This window comes from Candidatus Ichthyocystis sparus (assembly GCF_900078745.1).
GTDB classification, from domain to species: Bacteria; Pseudomonadota; Gammaproteobacteria; order Burkholderiales; family 2013Ark19i; genus Ichthyocystis; species Ichthyocystis sparus.
Genome location: NZ_FKII01000055.1, coordinates 16,154 through 29,226 on the forward strand (window position 1 = coordinate 16,154; position 13,073 = coordinate 29,226).

A 13,073-nucleotide genomic window follows, 5' to 3' on the forward strand; every position below is an offset into this window, starting at 1 on the left:
AATTAGGCTGCTTATAGTTGGGTATACGATACATTTTTTTCCACAAAACAATCAACTTTATAGCAAAGCGTATCAATTTTGAGTGATTTTATGTCTGTGTTTTTGGTAAACTTGCCAAATTATGTCTTGTACCAAACAATATGAAACAGAGTGTCCTAGACCTATCAACAGCTTATCAGTTAACTCTTGGCAATTTTGTTATCGGCAAAAACAAAGAGCTCATTGAATCTATTAATAAAGTCCGTGATGGAAAAATCTCAGGGTTGGGATTATACTTGTTTGGCAACCTAGGATGCGGTAAAACTCACTTACTACATGCTGCAGTGCATGGTGTTGAGAATGCCGTATATGTGGATGCCTCTACTAACAAAACCCTGAAAGTAAACATAAAAGGACTCAAATTACTAGCTATTGACAACATCCATATGCTTTCACCAAAAGGACAGATTGTATTATTTGACTGGTTCAATAGCGCTAGCCAAAGGCCTATTGTGTTTATATTATCTGGCATTAAAGCGCCTCTCTTCCTAAAGTTACGTGAGGATCTTAGGACACGTGTTGCGACATTATTGGCATTTACAATACATACCCTTTCCGACGAACAAAAAATAGAAGTAGTTAAAAACTACGCTCAGGAAAGAGGTATTAATTTAAAGGAAAGCACGGTCACTTACCTTCTTAATCATGTTGATAGGAATCTTTCTAATCTCATTGATTGGTTGAATCGCCTTGATTTATTGTCTTTATCACAAAAGAAAAACATAACAGCTCACTTCGTCCGTGAAGCTATAGAATCTCAGCAATTTCTAGATAACACGGTAACGTGTCAACGCAACGTCAACACGTAGGCAAGGGTATATGCCACGGATATGGGCCCATCGAGAAAATGCAGCCTATGTGTTAGTATACCTCGACTCTCTGGTTTCTCTTTTCTTTACCAAGACTTGGAGATAGATAGCTTATGTTACGGACTGCAAGTATCAGCCATCAGTCGGCACCCGTAGAATTTAGAGAAAGGGTGTGGTTCAGTAATGATGAAATTGTACAGTCTATACGTGAGCTTGTACTTTTACCTAGCATCAGTGAAGCAGCGATATTATCCACCTGCAACCGCACGGAAATCTACTTAGTTACTCATGAAAGCTTTGACATATGCGAGTGGCTATCACATGAAAAGGGTATACCATACGAAGAACTTAACAGACACATGGTATATAGGAACGATGGAAATGCAGTTAGGCACATCTTCCGTGTAGCATCAAGCCTAGATTCCATTATAATAGGCGAGTCTCAGATTTTGGGGCAACTAAAGAAAGCTGCCTCTATATCTCAGTCCTCAAATGGATGTGGTACGGTCCTGCACCGATTGTTTCACTATTCATTTTCAACAGCTAAGGAAGTACGCAGCTCCACTGGAATTGGCAGAAACGTAATCTCAACTGCTGCTTGTGCAGCATACTTGGTAGAAAAAAGTTTTGCCCCAATAAAGGAGCAAAGGGTATTGTTTGTAGGAGGTGGAGAAATAATTAGCCTCTGCATGACTCACTTCAAAAGCAGATCCCCTAAATCAATTGGAATAACAAATAGGACTGAGGAACGTATAGCTCCGTTAATCGCCAAATTTAATGCTAGCAAAATACCATTTGATACATTCGGGCAGCATTTGCATGAGTACGACGTCATAGTAAGCGGAATAATTAGTTCACCTCCAATTATATCTGATGATATGGTAAGTAATGCTATATCCAAAAGACAAGGCAAGCCTATAATTATGATTGATTTATCGGTTCCTCGCAGTATAGAGCCTGGAGATTATCATGATAATCATGTCAAACTGTATACAATAGATGATCTGTCTCGTTTCGTAACATCAAGCTTTATATCAAGATGTTCCGCAATACAGGAAGCAGAGAAAATAGTTGATAAAAATCTGACAATATACCTGCACTGGCTAACCACTAGATCGTCTGCGAAAATCATAAAGACACTTAGAGAAAAAAATTACCACATTGCAGTACAGGAGGGTCAACGAGCTGTTAGGAAATTAGGTCGTGGCGTACCATCTGAGATAGTCATACAGGATTTATGCCAAAAGATAGTAAACAAAATTCTCCATCATCCAACAATGGCGTTACGTGATAACATCCGTCTGGGAGATAAGGCCGCAAGAGACATGGTTGCGAAGATATTTGACATAGAAAAGAATACTTAACATCTACGGAATAATGTATGAAAGAGTCTATACGTAATCATCTACGTAAAATGTGCAAGCGAACTGAGGAAATAAATGCACTCCTAACACAGGAGAATATCACCAGTGATATAAATCGCTACAAATCATTAAATAAAGAGCATGCTGAGATAAAGCATATATCTTCTCTTTATGAAAAATACGTAAAGGCAGAGCAGGAAATTGTCGAGGCAGAGGAAATGCTGTTGGACAATCAAATGAAGGCTCTTGCAGAGGAGGAAATTACGTTACTCAGAAACAAAAAGGACGAGCTAGAGAAGCAAATTTGTGCCATGCTTATACCTCATGACCCGAATGATCGCTGTAATGTGTATCTAGAAATAAGAGCTGGAACGGGTGGGAATGAGTCTGCATTATTTTCAGCAGATTTGCTACGCATGTATTGCCGATTCGCCGAGCGCAGTGGTTGGAAAATAGAAATTGTTTCTGAATCGCCAGCGGATACTGGTGGATACAGAGAGGTTATATTAAAGATAATAGGTTCCAATGTTTACTCACAGCTGAAATTCGAATCTGGGGCTCATCGTGTTCAACGTGTTCCTATAACAGAAACTCAAGGAAGAATACATACATCAGCGTGCACAGTTGCTGTAATGCCTGAGTTGGATGAGATTAATGAAATAGTTATCCAACCTCAGGACATTCGCATTGATACTTATAGGGCTTCTGGAGCAGGAGGACAGCACGTTAACAAAACTGATTCTGCTGTTCGTATAACACATATACCAACTGGAATAGTGGCAGAATGCCAGGAGGACAGGTCACAGCACAAAAACAAGGAGAGAGCGCTCTCAGTATTATCGTCGCGCATACTAAATAAGAAAATACAAGAGCAAAATGAAAAAGTTGCCAAAACCAGGAAATCTCTTGTAGGAACTGGAGATCGCTCTGAAAGAATTCGGACCTATAACTTCCCTCAAGGGAGAATAACGGATCACCGTATAAACCTCACACTATACAAAATAGATGCCATCTTGGACGGCGATATATTTGAAATTACAAGATCGCTTCAAGCTGACCATCAGGCAGAATGGATGAGTAACCTGGGAAATGATGAGTAGAGGTACATATTGCTTCTGGATATCAAATTTCAGGAAATACATATCGTACCAGGAGTCAATATGGATAATTACTCACCTCACTAAGTGTAATCATGTCTACCTCCTCACAAACATGGACAAACTTGTACCATATGATGCAACTCTCATCCTTGAGTCTGCATATAAAAAACTCAAAAAAGGAGTTCCAGTATCTTATATAATAGGTAGTTCGTATTTCATGGGGAACAGTTTTTTAGTATCTTCAGGGGTTATGATTCCTAGGCCAGAAACTGAGCTCTTGTTGATGCATATGTTTAACAAGCTTAGTGGGTATAAGGACCAGAGACGTATTCTGGACCTAGGAACTGGAAGTGGAATAGTAGCAATAATGGCAAAAAAATTCTTCCCTCGACATGAAGTTTGGGCGACTGATATCTCACACTATGCCTTGGAGGTTGCAAAGAAGAACTCACTACTTCATGGGGTAGACATAAGGCTAGCATATGGCAGTTGGTATGATGCCGTCCAAGGAGAAAAGTTTGACCTCATAGCCTCCAATCCACCATACATATCAGATGATGACCCTCATATTCATAGTCTACGTAATGAGCCACAAATTGCTCTGATTTCAGAACAGTATGGATATGGTGATATAGTAGAGATAGCAATAGGCGCTCCTTATCACCTACATAAAGGAGGATGCCTGATGGTAGAGCATGGGTGGCAGCAGGGATCAGGATGTCAAAGAATATTTCATGAAAATGGCTTCACAATAGTTTCTACACATAAGGATTCTCAATTTCGTGATAGAGTAACATCTGGAATGTATATTGCATAAAATAGGCGTCTCAACTATCTGTCAGTAATAACATAATTAATGTATACTTCGCGTATTTTGGTGGCAACAATTACGGAGAGATGCCAGAGTGGCCGAATGGGGCAGACTCGAAATCTGTTGTACTATCTAATAGTACCGTGGGTTCGAATCCCACTCTCTCCGCCAGACAGTAGTAATTTGTTGGAAGTTTGCATTAATTATCAATATAACAATTGATTTTATTGGTGTTTTTTGCATCATGCTGCACTAATAATATAAGAAAAATAACCATCAAGAACCGAATAACAATATGGCACAACTTATAATTATTGTATTAATCCTTCAAGTATCCTTTGAACTCATAAAAATGTCTCATATGTCTATAATTAATTATTGAGTGCAAATTTCTAAGAGCAATTTATAGGCAATACTGCTAAATATTTTCACAAAAAAGTAATGACATAGTCTAATCTTAGTAATTAGAAAGCAAAATAAATACTCAACAAATAGAACAATGGCAACAAGTCAACATAAGTAATATAATGTGAATAATTACCTAATTTACAGGTCTATGATTGATACAATTTAAGTTCTTTTAAACTATCTTGTTGGCAATAAAACAATAAATATTGTATACGCAAAACTTATTAGTATAAGTAGTACTTGCAGTGTATATAAGACATAGATAAGTTATGATGGTGCGTGATTACAACAATCTAGTAGTCTCAGGCATATACTTGCGCGATATCTTTTTTTGTACTATTAAAAAATGGCATGATTATAATGCCACTGCAATTAACATACATAGTTAATATTTAAAGTAAAACTATCTGTGTAGTAGCGCACATAGCCATATGTAAAATAAGAATTGAGCATAACTTAGGGAATAAATTTACCAATAAATTGCATATCCTGAAAATTAATTGTCTACAATAAACACTAAACTAAATCAGTATGTTAATCTTGTATATTGCACATAATTACGTAATAAACATTAGATATGAATTAAAGTATAAAAAAAACAAATACAAACAACGGAAGCTTAAACATATACATACAAATCAGTACTGATAATAAACAATAGGAATTTGTATCCAAGTGGTATAATACGTTTATTATCGTGCCTTTACTTGTCATAATTAAGTATATCCTGTTTTCAGACAAATATTTCGTGATTAAATAAAGTTCCATAAAAATATGGATAATTACTATTTGTGAATTACAGGTATATGGATTATACCTTTCTGCAGTTGGGTATAAGTTTTGATGTTAAATTAATATGGAGCACGTAATGAAAAAAGGTACTAGGCTTAGCTGGGTAAACATGAACAACATGAGTGGATTCTTACTTTATTCGGCATATTTTTCTTGGAAAAGAAAAATTGAAAATGCACTTTCTCCCCATGAACTAACTCATGTACAGTTTATGCTGCTTATGTCCTTGGGTTTCATGACTAAGGATGTAGCTTTGGTTTCACAAAATGATCTGGCCAAATTTTTAAAATTTGACGTTACGATGACCTCACAAGTACTGCGTAATTTGGAAAAAAGAGGACTTCTTTCACGCTCACAAAAGAAAGGTGATGAACGTGCCAAATTTCCCAAATTAACTGAGGAGGGAACAAAGAAAATACAGGAAGCAACAAGAGATCTACTCAAAACAGAAAGTGACTTTTTTGCACCTGTAGAAAAAAACAGAGAGGACTTAGATGAGTTCTTGAGGACAGTTATTAAAAAAGAAACAAAGGACGCAGCCTAAGATATTTGGTTTGTATAAAAACAATATGTTCAATATTAACTACTAGCAAATATGACATATAAGCCATACAAATCCAAGCATGATGCCAGATGTATTAATGAAAAAAACCGTTAGTATAAGGTCTTAGAAGCACACATATATAGTAGAACAATCTAAGACCACAAAAATAAAAATACAGTCGCACATATCACAGTACTTTACTAGACAGCTGGCTCATCATTGGAACATATTTGCAATTGCAAATATGTTCGTATTAGAGTGCTGTTGCACAAGATACGAATTTCGTAAGTTTGTAGTTAAAATAAAGATTGTTGTTGAGCTATGATGAATATATGTATATGATACGTCACAAATTTTATCTCGATAAAATTGATATTATTTACATTAAAAAAATAACTACAATAAATAAAGTAACCTAAGCAATTAGGTGACAACATGTAACTATAAAATAGCAGGGCAAATCATGTAATACACAAAAAAGTAAAAAATTTCATTAGGGGGAAAACTTGAAATTAGAAGGCTTTTTTACATTCATACTAAATAACAAATACAGGAGGTAATATAAAACATACTATCCAACGCTACTACAACACAGTATGTGTTGTAGATAGCATTCATTAGAAATTATCATTATAATTATTGGTGGAGTAATATTATGATTTTAGTATATCAAGCAATGCATCTTCGTGATTTTCGTATAAAAATTTGTACCCCTCAGAGAGTAATTTTTGCGGCTTTACTTCATTCCCGGTTAATAATAGTTCCTCAGCCATTTCTCCCAAAGCAAGTTTCAAAAACATATCGGGAATGCTAAGTAAAACTGGCCTGTTCAAAACCTTCCCTATACATTTCATGAATTCTTCGTTTGTAACAACATCCGGAGAAACAAAGTTGTATTTACCGCTACATTGATCGCACTGAATAAGAAATTTAATCCCATTAATTACATCTTTTATATGTATCCATGAAAAAATTTGACTGCCATCTCCAACTTTACCACCAAGTCCCAAACTAAAAGGAACAAATACCTTTTTTATAAAGCCGCCATCCCTTCCAAGAACAATACCAAAACGTGTAATACATACACGAACTCCCTCCTCTGTAGCTTTACAGGCTTCTTTCTCCCAAGAATCGCACAATGAATTTGTAAAAGAAGAACGGGGCTCAGAATTCTCATCTAAGACAGCTCCATTATAGGGACCGTAATAGCCAATTGCCGAGGCTGATATCATAACTTTGGGTTTAGAATTTAATCTCTGTATGAGTTTTAAGAGAGAATTAGTTATACTTACTCTACTTTCTATTAAATCTTTTTTAATTGAATCCGTCCATAAATGATCCACTGGTCTACCAGCTAAATTAATAATTATATCAATGCTATCATCATCTTTGATTTCATCTAAGCTTTGCACTACCTCACAATTATCAATAGAAACTCCATCGCTGCGAGACAAAACTTTAATAAAATCACCATTTTTATAAAGATTACTAATTAAGTTTCTACCAATAAATCCCGTGCCACCTGTAATCAAATAATTCATGTCTTACTCTGGTTAGTTAAATATGGCAAACATCCCTTTAATAATCCTACTCTATAATTAGGATACTGCCACTTTACTCCCAAATTATTAGATATTTTACTACTACTAATCTTTTTATTAGAAAGAAAAAATCTCTTCATATCATCCGATATATCAGCATCCTCAAATTTGATTTCTCTAAGCTTTGGCAAATTAAGAATACTAGCCCCATACTGCTGAACCAAGCACAATGGTGCTGGCTCATTATCGGAAACATTGTATATCTCTCCTGGAGTTGGAGAGCTTATAGAGTAGGAAACAGCTTTACAGATATCTTCCACATGAATTCTCGAAAAAAATTGACCATTTTTAACTATAGTAAAATCTTTTCCATTTCTTATATGTTCTAAACAATTCCTTCTAGGACCGTAAATTCCTGATAATCTCATAATATGTACTGGCAATTTAAAATCTGTCTCTTCATACATGCTCAACCATTTTTTTTCTGCTAAAAGTATTAGTTTAGCCCTATCATTACACGGCAAACACTGAGAAGTTTCATCCACCCATTTACCACCATGATCACCGTACACACTAGTTGAAGACAAATAACCAACCCACTCAAAATTACCGTTCATTATAATATCAATGTACTTTCCCAAGACCGGATCAACACTATCCTCACACGGTGGAACCGTACTTAGTATGGCATGAGAAGAGTTTAACAGTGAAAATAATCTATGATCGCTAAAGTTTATAACACTATAGTGCCTATTTGATGTATTCTTGACCCTAGATGTCACATATACGGTCCATCCTAGTCTAGACATCTCTGTAGCAACAAACTCCGCAACATACCCTAATCCAAAAATAATAATACTTTTACCCATATATACGCTTTATACGTGCTTAAGTTAATTATGTTATCATTTGTAGGATAATTTTTGAAAGTTGTAGTTACGATACAGATATGAGTCGTTTATCATTATCAGCTAAATTTACAAGAACATAATCCCTACCAGAATTACTAAACCTAAATAATCCATATCTAGAGTTCTCATAAGAGCTATACTTACCACTTTGAAATAAAAACGAATTTGGCAAAACTCGAATAGAATTGTTGTTTTTTTTGAATCGGAGTAATTTTTCATCTGAAGCTAAGGATTCACCGCGGTACAAACGAAGAAAGCTTGCTATGTTACTAGCACTGGTAGTAATAACTATATATCCCATATCTGGATACGAATCTATATCCGATTTAGGAATCTGCTCTTCTATGTCATATTTAAGAAGTACATAGTCTCCCTGGATAAGGGAGTGTCTGTAGGGTACATAATCTCTCTGAACGGTAGAATGTTTGTAGTATGGGCGCAGTTTAACAAAAACTGCCTTCCCGTAATTTTTTATGAGTTCTTTTTCATATATGGCATAGTTGATTATCAAAATAACTGCTAATAGCCAAGCTGCCATTACCTTCTCTCGCATGATTTTTCCTCGTTAACCAACCCCATGTATACAAGGTAGAGCCTAACCATCAAGAGCACTATCCCATTAACAATAAGAACAAAGGACTTATTAATCAGAGGAATATCAAGGGTGTAGTAATAAGTAAGGAAGAATACTGCTATAAAAAAAATGCCTAATGCTGTTATTATTTTTTCATGCTTCAAATATCCTAATAAAGTTAATCCTGCTGACAACAGTAATCCAGGAACAGAAAGTACTCCCAAAATTAAAGATGTGAGGATCAACAAAACTAATTGTGCCAACTTAAAACAATCGGTACGATAAAAAATCCAAACCAGTAGTGCAATAAAGTAGAAAGTAATAAAAAAATTAATAATATCTATCTTCATTATACTTATTTTATGCGGTGGCGCAATATTCTTCCACAAACATAAAACTACCAGATTAATACATATTGATATTACAAAAGAATAAATTAATGGATAAAAATCACTCTTTAAATTATGATAAGTAAGTAAAAATGAAGCAACAATAAATTCTGAAATAAAAAATGTATTGAACATTATAATTCTATAGGATGATTCATAAAAAACTATGTCGTTAAAAATAGAAAGTAAGGAAATTAAGGGAAAAATAAACCTATCTACGGAGAGATTGTAGATACCGTAAGTAATTACGGTAACTAATACTATTCCAAATGTTGACCCCCAATGTAGTTTGAAAAAATTAAGACAACCTAAGGCAAACAATAACTTTCCGGCAATCATTAATGAAAACGAAGACTGTACTAAAATGGCACGTACTATATAACTTAAGTTTCTATCAAATCTGTGAATAGCAATAGCAATAGCAATAAAAATAGTTCCGCAAACAGTAAGTTTTATAGCGCTATTAAAATCTATTAAGTTAGAAACCCCCAAAAATGATAGAAACAACATTGAAGCTATGAATGACCCTATTCCAAGCAAAACTTTCAAATATAGTGGTGAATGTTCCTCATTCTTACAAAATGCAATAGCCTCTTTAAGGCTATCGGAAGAAATTAACCCTTTACTCAAAAGCCATTCACACAATTGTATAGACTTAGTCATTTTATTTTTTATATTTAAAAATATTACGTAGATGAATAACAGAAAAAGAAAAAACAACAATAGTTAAAATCGTCATAATCATCAATGATGATGATTCATCATTAATATTAAAAGTTTTTAGAATTATATTTAAAAAAGATAATTCTATTATTATACATCCCGAAAGAATAGTAAGTGCTAATACCAGTAAATTTTTGTGTATATATCTGTATGTAAAATAATATAAAAAATGCCCAACAGCTCCAAATACGGCACCTAAATTTAGAGAATCAGTGGTATGCTTATATTTAAGTATCCAGTCAACAACAGGAATAAACATCATTATTAAGGTTATGGTTGCAATAACCACTCTGGTCCATTCTGGTTTAAGCCAGTCAATAAATTTTTTAGAAACAAAATATTCCCGTAAATACCAGAAAAAACCATTCAGAATAATAAGGTATACAAATATCATTGATTCCATATTACGGGTTGGTATAATTAATTGCTTCCACCCTAGCATTAAAAAAATATTTGCTATAATTATCCAAAAAATCCACTGAGCAGCAAAGTTGGATACAATGGTCCATACTATGGTAAGAATAGTCCATGCCATGAATAATTGATAAGAATCTGCTCCAGTCTGGTATGATTGACCAAAAACAACCATGAATACACCGATTAATACACTTGATGCTAGAAGTGAAAATTGAGAGGAAACACGGTCTAGTGATCTAAAATAAGTATACAAAACGCACAGTACTACACCCATTTCGATAGAAAAAAGTTTTATGAGGTAATTAATACTTGACCAATTAAAAACACAGAAACAAAGTATTCCTGATAAGATTAAAAAAGAACCTATAGCAAGTAGGAAGCGTGACACCCATAGTCCACAATTACTATGGGGATAAATAAAATCCAGGGCATCTTCTCTTAACTTACGGGAAATCTTATTGCTGTTATATAAAGTATCTATTAATTGCCGACAATCCACAGCATAGTTGTGGTTGTGGTTGTAGTCTGTGTTGTTCGTATCCATTCACTCACCGATAGCGTGCTTACAAATAAAATTATATACTACCCTTATATTTAATTTTATACATTAATAACACAAATATTGTTCATACCAATACTAAAATAGATCATAAAAAAATCACCATACTGTGTTTCACGTAATACAAGTATAAATTTGGTGTTAAAAGTAGTAATTGGGATTAAAAATTATCAGCTATGCTTAAATATGTTCAACATATAAAACCCATCCCTTGCTAAAGATGAGTCTTTCCAAAAAGAAAAAATGTAGCGAACAACAATAAATAAAAATAATTGTAGGTGCACATAATTATAATTGTTGATAATAATATATGTATTACGATATACATACGTGCACAACACTTACATCATGTAATTAGAAATTATTATTTTTATTTTAGAATATAAAGTGCTTACACTATAAAACATGCCGTGCTTGGTACGTCACACTTAGTCGGTATGAGTGTGGGAGAGTGACAACTAAAACTAAATATGAACAAATAACAGATATGTACTGGATAATAAAATGAACATAAATAGAAATTGTGTCTCGTCAAGTAGTGCCAATGCCGAGCTTGAGCCTGTGGAAGATGAATCAGGAACTTCCGGTGCTGGAGAATCTGGTGCCCTTCATCAGGGAGCTAGCTCTAGGATAAGTGGTGGATCACGCGGCGGGACTAGTCATGGTCACAGATTGTCGGCTCTTTCTGTGTTATCGTGCCTAATGGCGCTTCTACATCAAGTGGGTCGGTCGGAGGGGTCGAACGATACCAGCGGTACTGATATAAATTCGAATAGCACCGCCACAAATGGCACTTCTGATGTTGAAGGTGGAACAACGATGTCAGCTGCTGAAATTGTTGTCGTTACCGTGATTGTGCTGGTAGTAACGGTTGCATTGTCTGTTGTTGTTGCAATTTGCTGTCACAATACTGGAAGTAACGAAGAGGGAGAACCAGAACCTCATCAGCTATCGGTCATTATGGAAGTTGAGGGAGGTAGCGGTAGTGATGGCAATTCTCAGGTGGCAGATCTAGGTGGTTCTGCTTCTGATTCCAGTGGGGGAAGTGGTACCGAGTTGCAGTCGACAGCGTTATAATGTTGTAGTGGCAGATTTGTGTGCCAGGCGTAGTTTTATGTAATGCTGGGGGACAAGAAATGTCTCTCTCTTCCGACGTTGTCCCTCAGCATTATCAAGAAGTACAATAGATGTAGATATGTGGGTTGCAGTTGTGCCTGCTTTTTGGGTTAATGGTTGTGTAATCACAACCGCAAGGAGCGGTTCGTTTGGTGGTAAGCTTGCATCATGTGGCCTCTTCGGTTCGCGCGCAGACTTCAGAAAGCTTTGCCACAAGATGTGTTGCTGTGCTTTTACATAGTTCACATGTATATAGATCGTAGATAGTCATCGACTTGCACCCCTACGTCGCTCTAACCTTATAGCTTGCATCGCAGCAGCATGGCGCGATGTATTCTGATGGCCTCGCCACCAGAAAGGTGGAGCACTTGATCTTATTACACCTCAATCATCATCTAACTATCGTCATTATATTTACAAAGCTAGCAACACCTGGGATATAACTATCGCTGCCGCAATCACTTCCCCCTCAGAGAATTTGTCTATGACCCTTGCAATTGGTTTGAGCAATAAAATTCGTTCACTGTATGCTAATACATAGAGATTGTTGTTTTATACGATATCTACCATCATATAATATTCACAAATTAGTATGTTTTAACTTGTAAATAAGCTAACACATTTACCTAACATAATCTGCAGATTAACAATTTTTTTCAATCTAACACCGACTCCAGTATTTTAATTTCCTGTAAATACAAAATTAATCAACCCAACCGTTATTACCACTATACAATATTACAAAATCCAAAATAATTTATACAATAAAAATTCATTATTCATATATAAGATATAAAAAATCACAAATAACTATAAAAACACTCTATACCTGACAGTAAAAAACATTAGTCTAAAGACGCACATTGATATACCGAACTCGAACTATATGCACGAAATCTATTTATTGTATAAATTGCAATTGTAATCGCATAAAATATTTCTACAGATCTAAAAAAAATATTAGACCCCTAATCTT

At 35.1% G+C, this 13,073-nt stretch carries 11 protein-coding genes and 1 tRNA gene; 7 read left to right on the forward strand and 5 right to left on the reverse strand.

Features of this window, described 5'->3' with window-relative positions; translation table 11 throughout:
- Window positions 1–140 precede the first annotated feature (140 nt).
- The 6 genes from A6733_RS05345 to A6733_RS05370 all read left to right on the forward strand — a co-directional run bounded on the left by A6733_RS05345 (window position 141) and on the right by A6733_RS05370 (window position 5,867).
- A complete protein-coding gene (locus tag A6733_RS05345) occupies window positions 141–848 on the forward strand; it encodes an HdaA/DnaA family protein (RefSeq protein ID WP_092402213.1) in 708 nt (235 codons plus the stop codon).
- 113 nt (window positions 849–961) lie between these two features.
- Complete coding sequence (hemA, locus tag A6733_RS05350; RefSeq protein ID WP_092402210.1) at window positions 962–2,212, forward strand: glutamyl-tRNA reductase; 1,251 nt, start codon at window positions 962–964, stop codon at window positions 2,210–2,212.
- 17 nt (window positions 2,213–2,229) lie between these two features.
- Window positions 2,230–3,312 carry a peptide chain release factor 1 gene (prfA, locus tag A6733_RS05355; protein WP_092402206.1) on the forward strand — a complete coding sequence of 361 codons (1,083 nt, stop codon included), beginning with the start codon at window positions 2,230–2,232 and terminating at the stop codon, window positions 3,310–3,312.
- Window positions 3,305–4,129 (forward strand): peptide chain release factor N(5)-glutamine methyltransferase, encoded by an 825-nt coding sequence (prmC, locus tag A6733_RS05360; RefSeq protein WP_176696137.1) that lies wholly within the window; start codon window positions 3,305–3,307, stop codon window positions 4,127–4,129. The genes prfA and prmC overlap by 8 nt, the downstream gene beginning before the upstream one ends.
- A 74-nt stretch (window positions 4,130–4,203) precedes the next feature.
- Window positions 4,204–4,294, forward strand: a tRNA-Ser gene (locus A6733_RS05365).
- Between the two features lie 1,105 nt (window positions 4,295–5,399).
- Window positions 5,400–5,867, forward strand: a complete 468-nt coding sequence (locus A6733_RS05370; protein ID WP_175330688.1) for a MarR family winged helix-turn-helix transcriptional regulator — start codon at window positions 5,400–5,402, stop codon at window positions 5,865–5,867.
- Between the two features lie 653 nt (window positions 5,868–6,520).
- Here the strand turns inward: A6733_RS05370 and A6733_RS05375 are convergent.
- From A6733_RS05375 to A6733_RS05395, 5 genes are all read right to left on the reverse strand, one after another.
- The gene (locus A6733_RS05375; RefSeq protein WP_092460585.1) at window positions 6,521–7,408 is read right to left on the reverse strand and encodes a TIGR01777 family oxidoreductase; all 888 of its coding nucleotides are present in this window, start codon (window positions 7,406–7,408) and stop codon (window positions 6,521–6,523) included.
- Window positions 7,405–8,277 carry an NAD-dependent epimerase/dehydratase family protein gene (locus tag A6733_RS05380; protein ID WP_092402194.1) on the reverse strand — a complete coding sequence of 291 codons (873 nt, stop codon included), beginning with the start codon at window positions 8,275–8,277 and terminating at the stop codon, window positions 7,405–7,407. The genes A6733_RS05375 and A6733_RS05380 overlap by 4 nt, the downstream gene beginning before the upstream one ends.
- A 67-nt stretch (window positions 8,278–8,344) precedes the next feature.
- Window positions 8,345–8,872, reverse strand: a complete 528-nt coding sequence (locus tag A6733_RS05385; protein WP_092402191.1) for a GDYXXLXY domain-containing protein — start codon at window positions 8,870–8,872, stop codon at window positions 8,345–8,347.
- Entirely contained in the window at window positions 8,857–9,945 is a 1,089-nt protein-coding gene (locus A6733_RS05390; protein ID WP_092460587.1) for a DUF4401 domain-containing protein, read from the reverse strand. The genes A6733_RS05385 and A6733_RS05390 overlap by 16 nt, the downstream gene beginning before the upstream one ends.
- Window position 9,946: 1 nt before the next feature.
- Window positions 9,947–10,966, reverse strand: a complete 1,020-nt coding sequence (locus A6733_RS05395) for a DUF2157 domain-containing protein (protein ID WP_092460589.1) — start codon at window positions 10,964–10,966, stop codon at window positions 9,947–9,949.
- 519 nt (window positions 10,967–11,485) lie between these two features.
- On the opposite strand from A6733_RS05395, the gene A6733_RS05400 reads away from it, so the two are divergent.
- Window positions 11,486–12,058, forward strand: coding sequence for a hypothetical protein (locus A6733_RS05400; protein WP_092460591.1), 573 nt, complete (start codon window positions 11,486–11,488; stop codon window positions 12,056–12,058).
- The last annotated feature ends 1,015 nt before the right edge of the window (window positions 12,059–13,073 follow it).